Origin of the sequence: Vibrio mediterranei (genome assembly GCF_900088415.1) — a bacterium.
GTDB lineage: Bacteria > Pseudomonadota > Gammaproteobacteria > Enterobacterales > Vibrionaceae > Vibrio > Vibrio mediterranei.
Genome location: NZ_FLLQ01000006.1, coordinates 1 through 15,845, shown reverse-complemented (window position 1 = coordinate 15,845; position 15,845 = coordinate 1). Strand labels below are relative to the sequence as shown.

13 protein-coding genes are annotated in these 15,845 nt (G+C 41.7%); 6 read left to right on the top strand and 7 right to left on the bottom strand.

Annotation, left to right across the window (positions count from 1 at the left end):
• Positions 1-122 precede the first annotated feature (122 nt).
• Genes VME0621_RS16990 through VME0621_RS16975 form a run of 4 tightly spaced genes read left to right on the top strand, consistent with a single transcriptional unit; the run spans position 123 to position 6,779 of the window.
• Entirely contained in the window at positions 123-2,465 is a 2,343-nt protein-coding gene (locus tag VME0621_RS16990; RefSeq protein WP_062463793.1) for a hypothetical protein, read from the top strand.
• Positions 2,459-4,870 (top strand): hypothetical protein, encoded by a 2,412-nt coding sequence (locus VME0621_RS16985; RefSeq protein WP_062463791.1) that lies wholly within the window; start codon positions 2,459-2,461, stop codon positions 4,868-4,870. Before VME0621_RS16990 ends, VME0621_RS16985 begins: the two co-directional genes overlap by 7 nt.
• Positions 4,871-4,881: 11 nt before the next feature.
• On the top strand, positions 4,882-5,412 hold the full coding sequence (locus tag VME0621_RS16980) for a hypothetical protein (protein WP_062463790.1): 531 nt from the start codon (positions 4,882-4,884) through the stop codon (positions 5,410-5,412).
• Positions 5,412-6,779, top strand: a complete 1,368-nt coding sequence (locus VME0621_RS16975) for a site-specific integrase (protein ID WP_062463788.1) — start codon at positions 5,412-5,414, stop codon at positions 6,777-6,779. Before VME0621_RS16980 ends, VME0621_RS16975 begins: the two co-directional genes overlap by 1 nt.
• Positions 6,780-6,917: 138 nt before the next feature.
• Here VME0621_RS16975 and VME0621_RS16970 read toward each other — a convergent pair whose 3' ends face one another.
• The 5 genes from VME0621_RS16970 to VME0621_RS16950 form a co-directional block, all read right to left on the bottom strand.
• The gene (locus VME0621_RS16970; RefSeq protein ID WP_062463786.1) at positions 6,918-9,620 is read right to left on the bottom strand and encodes a DEAD/DEAH box helicase; all 2,703 of its coding nucleotides are present in this window, start codon (positions 9,618-9,620) and stop codon (positions 6,918-6,920) included.
• 15 nt (positions 9,621-9,635) lie between these two features.
• Entirely contained in the window at positions 9,636-11,171 is a 1,536-nt protein-coding gene (locus VME0621_RS16965; protein ID WP_062463784.1) for a site-specific DNA-methyltransferase, read from the bottom strand.
• A gap of 9 nt (positions 11,172-11,180) precedes the next feature.
• Complete coding sequence (locus VME0621_RS16960) at positions 11,181-11,438, bottom strand: HTH-like domain-containing protein (RefSeq protein WP_231892965.1); 258 nt, start codon at positions 11,436-11,438, stop codon at positions 11,181-11,183.
• 223 nt (positions 11,439-11,661) lie between these two features.
• Positions 11,662-12,135: a hypothetical protein gene (locus VME0621_RS16955; RefSeq protein WP_062463783.1), complete on the bottom strand. Its 474-nt coding sequence runs from the start codon at positions 12,133-12,135 to the stop codon at positions 11,662-11,664.
• A 167-nt stretch (positions 12,136-12,302) separates the two neighbouring features.
• Complete coding sequence (locus VME0621_RS16950; RefSeq protein WP_062463781.1) at positions 12,303-12,683, bottom strand: hypothetical protein; 381 nt, start codon at positions 12,681-12,683, stop codon at positions 12,303-12,305.
• Between the two features lie 155 nt (positions 12,684-12,838).
• Between VME0621_RS16950 and VME0621_RS16945 the strand changes: the two genes are divergently transcribed.
• The gene (locus VME0621_RS16945; protein ID WP_062463779.1) at positions 12,839-13,123 is read left to right on the top strand and encodes a hypothetical protein; all 285 of its coding nucleotides are present in this window, start codon (positions 12,839-12,841) and stop codon (positions 13,121-13,123) included.
• 200 nt (positions 13,124-13,323) lie between these two features.
• On the opposite strand, the gene VME0621_RS16940 is transcribed toward VME0621_RS16945, so the two are convergent.
• Both VME0621_RS16940 and VME0621_RS16935 read right to left on the bottom strand, forming a co-directional pair.
• On the bottom strand, positions 13,324-14,703 hold the full coding sequence (locus tag VME0621_RS16940) for a DEAD/DEAH box helicase (RefSeq protein ID WP_062463777.1): 1,380 nt from the start codon (positions 14,701-14,703) through the stop codon (positions 13,324-13,326).
• Positions 14,697-15,227 (bottom strand): VspR family transcription factor, encoded by a 531-nt coding sequence (locus VME0621_RS16935; RefSeq protein WP_062463775.1) that lies wholly within the window; start codon positions 15,225-15,227, stop codon positions 14,697-14,699. Before VME0621_RS16935 ends, VME0621_RS16940 begins: the two co-directional genes overlap by 7 nt.
• 103 nt (positions 15,228-15,330) lie before the next feature.
• Here VME0621_RS16935 and VME0621_RS16930 point away from each other — a divergent pair, with 103 nt between their 5' ends.
• Positions 15,331-15,645 carry a helix-turn-helix domain-containing protein gene (locus VME0621_RS16930; protein ID WP_062463773.1) on the top strand — a complete coding sequence of 105 codons (315 nt, stop codon included), beginning with the start codon at positions 15,331-15,333 and terminating at the stop codon, positions 15,643-15,645.
• Positions 15,646-15,845 lie beyond the last annotated feature (200 nt).

Genomic DNA, 15,845 nt, shown 5'->3' with positions numbered 1-15,845 from the left:
AAATCATATTAAGTTTTTAAATATGAATACCTTGGATGCTTTTTAGTGCACTTTATTTACTTTGACAACAATCACTCTGACAACTAGTGTATCTATTAGTTGTCAATTTATGAGGTTTGGTTGTGAATACAAAAAAACTAAATGAGCTTTCTTTATTAAAAACTGCACTGTCAGTCGAATACTCTAACTACCTAGCGCTTGCTGCTGAATCCTCAGTCTCCCCAAGATTTATACAATCAACATTGAATCCTTATGCAGCTTACTGCTACTTGGTTAAACAAGGTAACTACAGTGCATTGGAAATACTGAATGATTCAAGCTCACTTAATGCACACTTCCAGTCGCTCATTGGCTTTGTTTATAACTATGATGATACCACTATCAATCATAGATATAATATTGGTAATCAACTCAAAATCCTTTTCCGCTACATTGCGCAAGATAAGCATCTTACCCTTAATGAAGTAAACCTTTCGCATTCAACAATCACAGAAGACGCTTCGGCCTGTCTAGCTCAGTTCAGAGAGCTTAATATAGATAAATCAAAATCTGACTACCTTAATGGTTGGCAGGTGCTATCAAAAGAAGGCAAGGAACATGAGGCGCACCTGGATACGCTTTATGTTAATTTTGGCGAGGCGTTTACAAACAAGGTTCATCTAGCCCTTAAAAATTATGCTTTTACACAAAAATCATCATCTTTGAGCAGGGCATTAAATGAACTCAAAAGACTCTTTGTGGGCATCGCCACGGTTTATAACGACCGAGACGGACTAACAATAGAAACCCTTCTAAGTCGTAATTATGTACAGCTACTTTTCCATAAGGTGTTTAAAGTGCTATTTGTGCGCTCTCAAGCAGCCCATAACTGCCCAAAAGGTTTTCATGCTAAGTGGAAAGCTACCATTAACTATTATACCGAGTGCTTTATCAACACGGGTGTTTTTGCTGAGCCTCACAAACCATTCATCGTTCCAGACTGGAAAGACCCAAAAGATGAAGCACCCACCTTTTCAATTGGCGGCAATGCTACGCAGCCAGAAAACCTTCGATGGTTTGCTAACATTCCACTCAAAATTAAAAATGAAGAGGCTGTTTCAATTATTAAGCAACGTGTAGATGGAGACATGGAGCATATCAGGCATGTGTGTCTCTTGAAATTTTATGAGCTTTTAGAGCAAGAGAAGAGAAATAAAGCATTTCAGAGCACAGGTTCAGTCAAACCACTGAGTAGTAATAGCAATAACCCTCAATACCACAACCTTGTCGGTGCAGATAAGTTAGACAATACAGTAGCAACCTTTTATGCACATGGCATCGCTGCAAAAGACATTGGCTATTTAAACTTTTTGGGGTTTCACGGTGATGCTCGCCAGCTCAACACAGAGTTAAATTTGCCAACCAAATCAACGTTGAATGTTCTTTTGACGCTTCTTGTGATGGAGCATCCTCTAATAACCCCTTCTTGGTTAGCAGAATGGGACTTATTTGATGTAAATGGCAATATGGTGGGTTATAAGCAAGTTGGTAATCAGCACATTGCGGTCAGTTACAAATCACGCAAAGGTTCTACCAATGCGCAGCAAGAAGTAGTGCTCAATGAGTTTTCTAAATCTATAGTTGAGTTCCTGATACAGCATACTCGTATGAGCCGTGAATACCTGAAGCAAAAAGGGAATGTGAATTGGCGAAAGATGATTTTGACTGCAACCGCTACCAATGTGATACGTCCAAGCAATCTCAATAACACTCTTCATGCAGCAAATGATTTTTATAATTGGCTTCAAAGTGAAACACTCTTTGATAAGAGCAGCGACATAACCTTGGAAGATGCCCAAGCCATTTCCGATATCCATTCGTTACGTTCCATTAGACGACACCGAGGCTTTCAAATTTATTTGGAAACACGTTCAATGGATGCTGTTGCCGAGGCGCTTGGTCATGAAAAGAAGGATGCAAACCTACTGACATCTTACATTCCTAAGCCGTTAATGGACTTCTTTAATGCACGTTGGATACGTCAGTTCCAGAACGCTATTTTACTTGAAGCCATGAAAGATTCAGTGCATCGACTTGATGCTGTGAACATGAGCGCTCAAGACATTGAGGAGTTCTTGAGTAATCACGGCATAAGCAACATTCCAGAGCACTTCGATCATGGTTTTACTCAGCAGACGACTGCTGACAGTGAAGTTTCAGAATCGTTAGGGTTTAACCAGTTAACATACACTATATCGACATCACTTTTGCAGTTGTTGATGGCGATACGCTTTGTTGTTGAGAGTAGCGATGATGAGGAATCTTTTTTAGATATTGTTGCTCACTGGTATCAATCAGCGGTGTTTGTTTTAGATACCCTGAGTTCAGGCAAGCATAGTGCGGATGATGATTTGATGGAAATGCTTGATATTGCAACCAATAACACACTAGATACTAACTCGATTAAGGGGGCGCTGCTATGTTAAGTGTTGCTATCGACAATTCCTCTATTGCTGACCTCATTGAAAAGATCGTGGAAGACCATTCAGTTCTAAATGGTTTAAATGCTGAGACTCTTGAAGATATTATCAATTTTTCAGTAGCAAATGATGACTATCGAGCATTAGATATTATCACGAATATCCATACTGGCATCTACGGTTACGATGACCGACAGCCCGAATGGTTAGAATCCAGCTTTTCTGAAAACAAGTGGGTACTAACATTTGGCAAAAAACCAAAAACGATACATTGGGACACGGTGTACTTAGATGACGGTAAGAAACTCACGGATAAAAAACACCAAAAGCTGTTAAACAGCTTTAAATACTGGATTACGGCAGCAGATAATCCACTTGAAAACGGTGGGAAGATTATCAGTCCAATAACGGCTTATCAAAAAGTTAACAAAGTTATCGCTCTCATCAATGCGGTCTTACTACACTCGAAAGAGTTGAAGTTAGCAAAATATCACCTTCTTAATGTGAATGATGACTTCTGGTTGAACATCTTGACGAAATTCGCCAAGCACGGAAGTTTTCAAGGTGTGTATGAAATTGATAAACATACTAATGTATTACTTAATAACGCTTCTCAAAGCATTTCTGATACGGACGCACAAACATTTAAAGAAAATTTCCCCTACGTTACACAAGACATTACGCAAGATGAAAGTTTCTTATTTCTAGCAGAGAGAGAGAAGGCGTGCGCTTGGCTTTTTGAACAAGGTTATTATCAAAGTGGAGGTGCCAGAAAATACACTGGCAGCGGTGCTGTGCTGGGTGAGCTGTTGTTTAAAGGTAAGATGCTTTACCACGACATCAATATTCCCAACTACGCAGAACTTCACCTCAAAGCGCCAAGGCGAAACTCAGAGTATCGAGCTGTTGAGAATAAAGACACCTCAACAGGCACGAATCAAAAGACTATCTCAGTATATATTGAAGCAATTCGATTGATTCATACCAACCTTGAGCGTGAAGATACGGCAAACCCTTCAATCTTGTTCGAGCGTGTCAGTTCAGGTCACATTAGCCAGTTAGTTAGCTTTAAAAAAGCAGGGCGCACTCGCACCTTGCCGCCTACTTTTGTGTTTAATTTAATTCGTCAGTGCTATGAGTTTGCCAAAGAGCATCTACCTATAGAGGAAGGCGCTGTTACTTTATTGGATGAAACATTAACACTGCTATCTAAAGCAAGAAGTAAATCTGCGGCAAAAAACTCCAACACACTCCGCCCCCATCAACACACTCTAACTTGGAATGAAGAGTTGCATCGAGAGATGTCTACTTCGGAGCAAGGGTACTGGTTTCAAGCGGAGGCAATCAACTGTCTGAGTAGTGAATACCTTAAAAAAGGAGTAAAGCAGATTCAAGCCTTTGCAGAAAGTGTGGAAAGCCGCTTTGAGCGGATTCGAGCTAATGAGAGCTTGTTTGATTTGTTCTCTGTACTGCAAGGCGCAATACAAGTCTTAGTGGGTGCAATCATGGCTCGAAGACAAGATGAATTAATCAAGTTGAAGTCACATGGCAACCTTTCACCTAATGTAAGTCCCTTTTCAGAAGCGGGTGCAAAAACAGAGTACAACCTGATATTTAAGGTAAAAAAAACGGGCTCAAAAGGGGTGAACGCAACAATAGAAAGACCAATTCCCTTATCTATCGCAAGGTTCATTTGGCAACTGGAGCAATTTAACATCAAAGCGAGTGAGTTGGAGTTATGCAAAGGAAAGTTATCTTTGTTTAACAACCTTAATTCAAATCGCTCGCAGTTAAGTCAGGTTGCTCACATGACATATAATGCGCACCTTGATTCTTTATGCGATTACTTAGAAACGGACTTGGTGGAGTACGACAACGGTGAGTTTCGCCGTAATTATGTCCGTCAGCACCAATTGAGACGCTTTTTTTCTATGGTGTTCTTCTGGTCTAAGGGATTTGATGGCATGGATGCTCTGCGCTGGATGCTCGGACATTCAGACATGGAACATCTATATCACTATATATCTGAATCGGAAACTGGGGCGGTACTAAATGGGGCTAAAGCTAGCGTGATTGTTCGTGGTGTGGTCGATTTCACTTCTGAGCTTGCCAAGCTCGACGGAATAGAAGAGGTTCGTAAAATCATTGCAGAACGCCTGACAGGTGATAGCTCAATACCAGTCACTATAGAATCAGTGAGTGAGGCAGCAGAAGATTACGATGATGAGTCTTATCTAACCGTCCCTCATATTAACCAACTTCAAAAAGAGCAGGACATTGAAACAGAGGTTATTCAGCTTTTAGAAGAAGGTCGAATCACGCTTGAGCCAGAGTTCTTTACCATTGAAGATGCTGATGGAAATACAACTCAAACCTTTAATCTAATTTTAAAAATCAAAGACCTTGATTGAGGAGTGGGACAATGAAAGTTTTAGAGAAAAACCAAACGAAAATACTTGAAACAGAAAAGCTGTTGAAGGAAATCATCACAGCCCCAACTGAGTTTAAAAATGACGAAGAACTATTAAAGGCGCTCAAGTCTCAATCTGGTATCGCTAAATACCAGAATCAAGAGCGTAATATCGCATCATGCTCATTAAACACGGTCAAAAGCATCTCAGAATCACTTCTGGAAAGAGGCTTCTTATCATTAGATGAACTTCGTATAAATGCAAAACTGGCGATAGAGGCTGCACGTCTCGATGAGAAAGCTTCCAAAGGCAACAAGCAAACCGTCGTGGGTTTAAAGCACAAAGTTTCTGAGCTTGAATTGGAACTGGATGCAGCGCAGCGCAGCAATTCTTTACTGACCGTTATGGTTTCAGAGTTGCGTTCTAGATTAAAGCAACTAGCGAATCATGAAGGTACAGTAGAAGAACGACAGGAGCTTTATCGAGAGCACAATAGGAAGATTGAAGCGCAGATGAACTTCACTTTGAATGGAGAGCTATGATGGCGGTTCGTAAGCTTAAAAACTTTGAGCAATGGAGTCATCTTGGGTTTGATGGGAAGCTTGTCTTTCGTAAGCCACTGGATATTCCTTTCGTAACCTACAGTAATCATACTCCTTGCTATGAGGCCAATGCCTACATCCACAGTTTGATTGTGAGAAACTTAAAAAGTGACACTATTCGAGGATATGCCCACGATATCATCCACTTGGTTCACTTTATTGAAAAACAGCCATTATTGAGCCAATTTAGTCAACTTACTGATGCAACATTCACTCTTTTCGTTCAATCATTACAGGCGGAGAGAACACCACTTGGCGAACTAAAACGCAAGAATAACTCCGTTATAAAGATTGCGCATACCTGTTTGGATTTTTTGCAGTTTATCCAAGAGTTTCATGATTTGAGTGCTTTCATTGGCAAAGATAAAAGTAACTCAATTCAGATACTTGAGAAGCATTACAAACGCAAACAGGAAGGCTATAAAGGGTTCATTGAAGGCACTAAAATTACGCATTCTGCTGTACCAACTAAAGACGAGATAAAGAAACGTCACCCTGTTTCAGAAGATGATGCCTTGCGTGTTTGGGAGTTTATAAAGACCCAGAAAAATAAAGATAAGCGCAGAAGGGATATGGCGTTATATACAGCAATGGAGCAATTAGGTGCTCGTGTATCGGAGCTTCATTTAATCAAATTGACTGATTACGAGGAAGCTAGGCGCACAGGTATGCTCACGCTTACCACTTTAAAACGTAAAGACGACAATGCCACTCGAAAGATACCTGTTCCACATCTTTTGTTATCTGTGATAGCGGATTACATTAAAGTTCGTAAGAAAGTCCTGAGAAAGAAGAAAGGTCAGCATGACTACCTATTTGTCAGCTTAAAAACAGGTCTACGCTTGTCCGCAGATTCATGGACAACGTACATGAACTCATGGAAAAGAGAGCTTGGTATCGAGGGAGAGTTACACCCGCACTTATGGAGACACGCATTTATAACAGATAAGCTCAAAGAGCTTATTCTTGCAACTAAAGAAGTGAATGATAAGGACGATTTCCGAAAGCACTTACTTCACACACAAACGTTTAAAATGCAGCTTCAGCAGTGGACAGGTCATACGAATCTTAGCTCTTTAGATACTTATATTGATCTCGCATTTGCAGATATTCACGGCTACACAGAGGTTTATAATGCAGTATCTCTAAAGTCGAGTGTTGATTTGGCAAAGCGTCAGATTGAGTTGTTAGAAGAGCAGATAGCAAGGAAGGAGTTAACGCCTACCGCAGCACTCGGTGAGATGAAGAAACTATTGGGAGCTTTTCAATCTGATATAGATAAAAGCATTGTATCTTCGTCACAGTAAAAGCCCATCACCAAGCGGTCATGTAACTCGTTTCTGGACAAAAATCAGTTTCATCGATTATTTTCCATTTGCATATTTAGTCATAGAAATTGAGGAATCCGAGTAAAGAATTCCTCAAATAACTACAGGTATCTCCGTTTAATTTGAAATTAACGCTTGGATCTGCTGGCGAACATCTCGGCCTTGCCCGTCTTGTTCAACAGCCATAATGAACAGGCATTTCCCATTGCTCAGTTCTGCCCATTTATCACCAATGGCACGCTTTTCTGCTGAGTCATCGTTAGTTACATAAGCTTCACCTTTGTACTCAACAACTAGCATCCGACCATCGTTAAGCTCACATACAAAGTCTGGGTAAAACTTGTTATGTGCCAGCGGTAACCAGAATGAAGCTTGATCTCGGCGTACTAAGTTGCGAATCCAATGTTTTACCTCCGGTAGGCCATCTATGGCTTTGGCACACTCGTATTCCTCACCAGTAGCTTTCAGATCCTCAATAAGATTCTGCGGAAAGTAATGTTTCTGGAATTTGTAGCGACCAGAATAATAAGGCGGACGAGATGGGTAGTGGCTCGGCTCGAAGTGGTACATGAATTCATCGGATACACACGCTGTACTTTCAGCACCGAACAAACACGCTTGATATCCAGCTCGCTGAGCTTGCTTTCGGTACAAACGGATAAGATCTCGTATAGCACGGGCCAATGGGAACTTATTGCGGACCAAAGCTGTAAGGGTCAAGTTAGGCTTTTGAAGCAAATTTTTGACTAGACGACCCAAGAAGCCAACAAGTTGATGCTGAAGAACATCTGGTTGTCGCAACTCCCTGTCTAGCCAGCGGACGAGATCTTGCTCTGTAACGTCAATAAAGCCTTGGTTGAAAGCGATGACTTCCTTTTGATCGGCAACCTTATAAGTGAGAGACTTACCGTCCATGTCAATCGCAAAACTATTGCTAGTCTCGTTCATTACAAAGTTGGTTAACTCTGCTGGGTAGTCGAGCAGATTCCAGCTGTGCGCATGAAGAAAAACTTCTGATTCAACCAGCTCCAGCTCTCCTTGCTCCAGCATACATAGATAAGGAAGTGAGCCGAACTTTTCACCACGTTCTGATGGTGCTTTCGTAGCTTCGATTGCCTGATTGTGCACTCGAACATCACGTTCAAAGGCTTGACGCTTCTTCCCCGCTTTTACGTGCTTCGTTAGCACTTTTTGTATGCTTGGTGAGACTTCGCCTGTTACTTTGACTACCGCAGTGTCAGTTTGCTCATCACGAGTCATCGTGATCTGCTTCTTCTCTGACTCAGAAAGTTCTGTTAGATCGGGTAAATCCTCAACCTCTACAACAATAGCAGGAGGTGGTGTCGGTTTTACTTGAGGTTGCTCCGGCTCACCACCGAATAGATCCCCTTGACCACCCGTCGGAGCTTGCTCACGTAAAAATGCGGCGATCTCCATTTCCTCAAAACCCATAGCGATGAGCTTATCCGTCAGCTCTTGAGCTGCTTTTGCAAACTTCGACGTCGCAAGATGCGCATAAGCACGGTTCAAATCTTCAATGGTTCGACGGCGGGCGTAAGGCATACGCAGTACACGGCCAAGTAACTGTTCAGCATCTTTACTGGAAGATACTTGCTTCACCGAGCAAAATACGTAGGCAAAGGAACAGTCCCAACCCTCTTTAAGTGCTTCGATGGTAATGATGTATTCAATCGGGCAGTTTTGATCGAACAGGTTAATTCCATCTAGCTCTCGCTGGCTACCTGTTGCGACCGCAATCTTATCTTCATCAATGTTAAGCTGATTTATAAGATGATCTCTAAGTAACTCGACAGTCACCTCGCCATTTTTGTTTTCAGCTTGGAACAAGGCTATGGGGCGGATGTAGTCTTCGTCTTTTTGAGCATCCGTCTGAAGTTTGTTACGAGTGATCACAGCATCCTGAACAGCATCTTGCCAATTCTGATGTTCCGTCAAAACAATCGGCAATTTAATCATCTCTTCGGCTTTCAGTTCGGAAGCTGAAACATGAAACAGAACGTTACTACCGTTTGCGCTAGTGGTGTTTGGTGTAGCGGTAAACTCAATGACAGCGGCAGGATGGACTCGTCTCAACGTATCAAAGGTTAAGCTGGTACGAGCATTATGAGCTTCATCCACGATCACAACTGGCCGATATAGAGCTAATAGGTTGGCAAAAGAGAATTTGATATTACCAATTTCACGACTGCTCAAACCGTTCTCTTGTACATCAGCCTCAGAAACCCTCTCCAGCAACGGCAAGGATGGGTGGTTTGCAGGAATCTTGGCAAAGTGCGGCTCAAAGTTTTCGTGATAAGCGTAAACTTTGCGTCCAGAGGTGTCGGAAACTCTCAAGTTAGCTAAAGTCGATACCACTACAATCGCCTTGCTACCTAAGTCTTGTGGACGTATTTGAGTCACTTCATCAATATCGAGCACCAGAACTTGTCGATTGAAAGCAGCATCAAGCTTTTCACGATAAGGATGACCCGGCGTTTTTAACGCTTCTACTGTTTGCTCGCGAATCGTGATGCTTGGGACTAGCCATAGAGCAATAGGAGCTTCGGTCTCTAGATAATGACGAGCAGCAACTTCAATAGCATATGAGCCAAGAACTGTTTTACCACCGCCCGTTGGAATACGCATACAAAAGTACGGGACTTGCTCGAAACCATAATCACGGTAAGCGTGTGAAGGGAGTTCTTGTTCTTCCAGAGCTAACTTATACGCATTTTCAACACTTTCACTGCTGAGGCAGTGAGATAGGAAAGATTGCATCACATCAACGGCACGTTGTTGATAACCTTTTAACTTAAACATTCTGTGGGTTCCTTATCAAAGAGTGCCGACGTCGTATGGGATCTGCTTGAACGTGATGTTCGCTTGTTTCAAGCGAGCCTCACCTAAACGGCTTGATTCACCATAGATCACGATGCGTTCATGTTTGTCGATGTCTGGTAAGTTGTTGAGTACTTTGCTTGTTAGTACATTGCCACCTGCTGGTCGGCGATCACCTAAGATACCGTTATAGAGCAAGTAGTATGCGGTATCGTTATGAACACCCAGCAATGGGGTATCCGTTTTATTACCGAGTGGTGTTTTGGTCTCCAAATACCAGATATGTGATGCTAATGTTGGAAACTTAATATCGGTATTGAGGCAACCATATTCGTCAAATACAGCTTCACCTAATTGGTAAAATCGAAAGCCACTTCCACCTTGCCACTGACGAGCCTCTGTTATTCCAATATTGTCTTTTCCATCAGTGACTTTGCACAATCTAGGGACAATATGACTTCTAGCATGATCACCAATCTCAACCATAATCCATCTCCGCCCCATTTTCTGAGCTGTTGCCCCCGTCGTCCCGGAACCAGCAAATGAATCCAATACTAGATCGCCTTTCTGGCTTGCTATATGAATAATTCTCTCAAGTAACTTCTCGGGCTTAGGGGTTGAAAATGGAGCGTCAGGATTTAGTTTTAGTACTTCTCTTTTTGCATCTTGGTTATGACCAACATCTTGCCATAACCAAATAGATTGATGACTAGAAGTATTGTCTATTGTTGATAAAAAACGTTTAAACCTAGGAGTGTTATTCTTTCCATCTTTGCCCCACCAAATAAGACCTTCTTTTTGATGAACGAGATGAGTATCTTTGTTGTATCTCCATACTGCTGTTTTCGAAGGCCATATTTCTTCACCCGTATTTGGGTTTGTTATTGGATAATATAAATTTGGACGCTCTTCCGAGTTTTTATTACATTTATAATTATCAGATTGCCATAACCCTCTAGGGTCATTATCAGGATTCTTGTAAGCCTTGTTAGATTCCTCATTTCTCTTCAACCTGTTAGGAACCCAATTTTTCTTATTCTTTGCATAAACCAATATGTGATCATGATCTTCACTAAGTGTTTTAGCATCATTGGATGGAGCATATTTTTTTTGCCAAACAGAGTTTGATATAAAGTTTGCCCTCCCAAAGACTTCATCACAAATAACTTTCAAATAGTGTGATTCATTGTCATCAATGGAGATCCATAAACTGCCATCTTCTGACAAAAGTTCCCGCAACAATTCTAGTCGCGGGTATATCATTGATAACCACTTGCTATGTTCTAAATTGTCATCATAGTACTCAAAAGCACTCTTAGTGTTGTATGGTGGGTCAATAAATATACATTTCACTTTGCCTGCATAATGAGGGATCAAAGCTTTAAGAGCTTCAAGGTTATCACCTTGAATCAGCAAGTTTTCATTATCGGTATCACCGTAAGAAAGTTCTGGTACTTCTTCCAGTAGCCTGTAGGTGCATTTTTTAGACGTTGTTACTGCTTCGTCTTTGTTAAGCCAATTCAAAATGGGCATCTTAGATCCTCAAATCTTGTCTACGTCTAGGCCAGCGTGTTTCAATCGTCCGGTAAGGTTTCTCATTTTGCTAAATTCGGTGCCATAGCTGGGCTTGAGGCCGACCTCTTCGCAAAACTCTTTTGCTGTGATGTCTTGAAGCTCATCAGCGTATTTAATCGACTGTAAGTGCAACTCAGCCATAAACCCGTTCCGTGGAGCTGAAGCAAGTGCTTTCTTAATTTCTTCTCTAATCATTTTGTCCATAATGTACTCAATATGATTCATAGTGCGCGCTGGAGCACTTTAGCAAAATTAGCTAAAAAAGCTAATTAATCTCCGAAGAATTATTGCCTATGAATAGTTATGCTGATTTGTAAGAAAAAAAAGCCGAGTTGAAGCTAATAATGGGGCAATGATTGGTTAGAAATCATCGACGGTGAAGGCTCTGAGTCAGCCCTTTCCTTGCTTTCGGAACAATCAATTCGGTCTGTCTCGCTTCTGTGCAGTGTTAGTCACTAGTATGTATGTGAAGTGGCATCGTAGATTGATAAAAGCGAGCTCTCTGGTCACAAAAAACTTCCCGATAATCCTCTTGAGAATCAGCAACAAAAACCACTCTCAGGTTTTTGGTGGCTCTCACGGCTAACTTAGAACGTAACCAACCTGAAAAACGGGAGTTTCTTAAAGCACCCATACCGTAAATCCATAAGAACTTTGGATATTCACTTTCCTCAATCAACTTATTGAGAGTCTCTGATGTCGTAAAGTCATGTTTGTAGTCATTTAAATCAATGCTCTTTACTGTGACCCCCAAAGTTTCATTAGCTCTGTTGATCTCTTGAACGAATGAATCTGAAAGCTTTGCACGAAACACATGTTGTATATACATATGTAGGGCCCATGTGCACCTAACAGAACGTTCTATACCAGGATCAAAGTTATTATAATCCGCCCCCAACTTATCGAGCTTTTTCAAATTCACTGAAGTTTGAATCCTTATCATTTAATTTAGAAAGTGCTTCTGCATGTTAATGATCACATACCATGGTGGACTAATAAATTTATGGCGCACTGAGTTACTAGCCATAACGTAAGGTTTGCCCTAGAAACCAAGTCAACCATGAGAAAACCTGTTCTACACTGGACATCTTATATCAACCTAACCACATTGTTCTTTCCGTCAAAATCAGCGTTGTTATCAAGAAAGTGCTTTGGCTGACCATCAAGAAGCAAGACATAAAGCTTGCGTTCAAGAAAAACTCCAACCATGTAATGATTTTTCGGTATCTGATAACTTGGTACTAGCGCCTGTTCATCGTCGCAGAGGTAGCGGATATGGAGTAGCTTTACCCTTTTCAGGCCAACTAAATTACTACCTTCAATAAAGCCACCGAAGGGAACGGCAAACGTTTTGCCGTTCTTGAGCAAAGCTTCTACCGTTCCGTCATTATGTCGATTGTGCCCAATCGGTCCATGTTCGTTTATCCTGTCGACGCGATAGGATCTAACTATGTGAATTGACTTATACATACACTTAAAACTGGTTATATATACAGTTTAATTATAATCCAATAGCCACGGAAGAGCCATGCTGAGCGGAGCAGTTTACTAATCTTGGCCGACGTCACACAAGGTCATACTTTTTCCAAACTAATTTTGTTAGATAGCCTGATAGATTGGTTCTCATGTATACGAAACTACTACTACTGTCGCTGGTCAATACGGCGGAGTTGGTCTCGAACCAACAACTCCCCCCGCTTTTTGCGCTTTTGCGAAAAGCTATCAAAAAGTACGAATCTGATGAAATAGATTGGCACCTGGTCAATGGGCTCTCTGATCTCGACATTCTGTTTTTGATTGCAATGGCTGACACGGATCTGTCGGTGAACTTTGATACTACAGTCTTGGAGGAAGCTGTGCGTTTCGTCGAGTGGGTGCATAAGATGGAGACGGAGCAGGTTTATCATTAGGGTTGGTGTGCTGACTGTTGGTTGAGGTATATTGTGTACAACTTCGAATCAGCAACACTTTAACTACGCTCAAAGGTGGAAGAAAACTACTACCACGTGATGTGATGTCTTTTCGGACACTGTATTAACAAGACGATTAGCGGGTTGCATTTGAGTCTCAACGATAAAGCGCAAACTAAATAGCACACATTTATCCATTATTAAGCTGTTTGAAACGCTGAAATGATGCGCTGTTTGAACCCGCTAAACTTAACCTCATAAGCGAGACTAGCAGCACCATTTACCATACTACCAAGGTCAGCAGCACCATTCCATCTCAAGTCAACATTGCTGCTTATGAGACCAATATTGAGGTCTTTAGCAACTTCCTTTAGTCCTGATTCACTTGCTGCGAAAGTTCCAGGAAGGCCTGCCTTAGTGAACATACAAGATTCTGGAATATCTTGTTCTATCCTCTCGGCAAACTCTATCAAGCTTTGCTCTGCGAACGTGAATAACCAAGCCTGTTGGTGCGAGGCATCACTCACTCGTAGAATCCGCCCCAGCACTTGCCTAAAGTAGAGCTCTGTCTTAATCGAGCTGATATGGCAACAAACTTGAAGCCTTGGTATATCCGTACCCTCACTAATCATCCCAACACTGACTATCCACTGAGTACTATTCTTCCGAAAACGTTCAATCTCAGCTAAAGGGGCCTCATGACGGTAGGTCACGATAGAAACAGTTTGTTGATACTTATGCAAAAGTATCTTTTTAATCTCTTGGGCATGTTGAACAGAAGAAGCAACGACTAGCCCTCCGGCATTCTGATTTTGAGTACGTATCTTCGCTAGCTTTCTACAACCAAGTCCAAGCAGATATTCCATAGCTTCTTCATTTTGAATTACGCTCCGATAAGGAGCTTTAGTCTGCTTTAACATCTCTAGAATCGATGAAAACGATTCTTCTTTTCCGTCGCTAGTTATCGACAAGTGTTCATTATCTACGAGTACAATTCGTGGTGCTCTACATACATGGTCAGCGACGGCTTGTTTGAGAGTGTATTGATAGTCGACCAAGATCTGCCCATCGGGGTCGCTATACCGCGCTATCACTATCGGTAATGCATCTGAACGCCAAGGTGTACCTGAAAGCGCTAATGTATAGGTAGCCAGCCCCTGAATCTTGGTAAGGATCTGTTGTCCCCAAACGTTCGCTTTCTCATACTCGGAGCCAGAGCAATGGTGTATCTCATCAAACACAACAAATACTCGATAGTTACGTAGTGTCTGCCAAAACTCTTTGCTGATAAATTGAATAGATTGGTAAGTAAGCGACTGCCCAATCGAACCCAACCCACCATTAAAGGTGCAATTGAGGACTGCTGAAAAGGTTCTTTTTATCGCATCTGATACCGTTAGCGAAGGTGAAAAACACAAAACAAGATCAACCATGTCATCCTTCAACAATCTGGAAGCAATATGTGCCGCCAATACTGTTTTCCCTGCTCCTGGAGTGGCTTGGCAAAAAAAGTGGTGTTGCATGTTTTTGTAGTTTTGTAACGCTCTTTCAGAGCATTCTTGCTGCCATTTCCTCAACATTCGGCAACATCCGAAAAGATGATGTTAATCACGTTGGTTAGTACGTTAACTCTACCAAATAGATGTGCTGAGCGATCTCTCGCTTGCTGCAACATTGGATTGAGCCTCTGTTCCAGTTCAGGGAAACGACGATTGAGCGATTGGTACTCATCGATCTCACCCAGAACAATCTCTAACTCAGCTTTGTACTGGTTTCGCTCATGGCGCAATACCGAGTAATCTAAAGTGGGTTTAGCTGGAGAGGAGGCATTCTTCCGTTCTCCTTTGGGTTTCACATTAAGAGAGCGAAACAAATCCGTTTGAAAGTATCTTTTATCTCGTCCTTCTCCCTCACTTTCAAGCCAACCGTTACTCACAAAACGAAGGATTTGTCTGTAGAGTATTTTTCTTGCCTCATCAGGCACCTTCCTAAGATCACAAACAGAAAGAGAGGCGTCGCGTAGTTCAATAACCGAAAAACCATCCATACCTTTTTCAATCAATAATTTGTGCATAATCGCACTGATTTTCGTCGAACGTTTCATTTACAACTCTTGTAGAACAAAAAACTAAGGATTGCTTAGTATACAGAAATCGATAAAACTAAGAAAATCTTAGTTACTGTAGGTTTTCACACATGAACCGAAAATGTCATTTACTAACCCAATCCCAGCGCGACTCAAAGAAGCGCGTAAAAAAGCTAAACTCTCCCAGAAATCCTTGGGAGTGAGAATAGGTATGGATGAGGGTTCGGCAAGTGCCAGAATGAATCAGTATGAGAAAGGCAAACACGCTCCTGACATACAGACTCTAAAGCTCATTGCTGACGAGCTTGGCGTCCCTTTGAATTATTTCTTTTGTGAGGAAGAAAGCTCTGCCAAGTTAGCTTGCTTGATTGCAAAATTGAGTGAAGAGGAGAGGAAAGAGCTTATTAATAAGTTGAGCGGTTCCGAAGATAATTAGGTCGGCAGCTCATATTCGATCTTATGCCCGCTGGTCGGTCGCGACTAGAATGTGCCAAGCGACCAGTGATTAATGTCATTACTGAGGGAACCTGACGGGATAAATACCAGCCGATTCTGTCATGCCTTTTATATTCTAGTAGCCATATAGTTAGACTGCCTCACACATCGATATTCATCGATTGGGATTGCTTGATTCTC

Excerpts from the sequence above, each read along its gene's own strand:
- VME0621_RS16985 (WP_062463791.1), top strand. The coding sequence starts at position 2,459 with ATGTTAAGTGTTGCTATCGACAATTCCTCTATTGCTGACCTCATTGAA.
- VME0621_RS16980 (WP_062463790.1), top strand. The coding sequence starts at position 4,882 with ATGAAAGTTTTAGAGAAAAACCAAACGAAAATACTTGAAACAGAAAAG.
- VME0621_RS16975 (WP_062463788.1), top strand. The coding sequence starts at position 5,412 with ATGGCGGTTCGTAAGCTTAAAAACTTTGAGCAATGGAGTCATCTTGGG.
- VME0621_RS16970 (WP_062463786.1), bottom strand. The coding sequence starts at position 9,620 with ATGTTTAAGTTAAAAGGTTATCAACAACGTGCCGTTGATGTGATGCAA.
- VME0621_RS16965 (WP_062463784.1), bottom strand. The coding sequence starts at position 11,171 with ATGCCCATTTTGAATTGGCTTAACAAAGACGAAGCAGTAACAACGTCT.
- VME0621_RS16960 (WP_231892965.1), bottom strand. The coding sequence starts at position 11,438 with ATGAATCATATTGAGTACATTATGGACAAAATGATTAGAGAAGAAATT.
- VME0621_RS16950 (WP_062463781.1), bottom strand. The coding sequence starts at position 12,683 with ATGTATAAGTCAATTCACATAGTTAGATCCTATCGCGTCGACAGGATA.
- VME0621_RS16945 (WP_062463779.1), top strand. The coding sequence starts at position 12,839 with ATGTATACGAAACTACTACTACTGTCGCTGGTCAATACGGCGGAGTTG.
- VME0621_RS16940 (WP_062463777.1), bottom strand. The coding sequence starts at position 14,703 with ATGTTGAGGAAATGGCAGCAAGAATGCTCTGAAAGAGCGTTACAAAAC.
- VME0621_RS16935 (WP_062463775.1), bottom strand. The coding sequence starts at position 15,227 with ATGAAACGTTCGACGAAAATCAGTGCGATTATGCACAAATTATTGATT.
- VME0621_RS16930 (WP_062463773.1), top strand. The coding sequence starts at position 15,331 with ATGTCATTTACTAACCCAATCCCAGCGCGACTCAAAGAAGCGCGTAAA.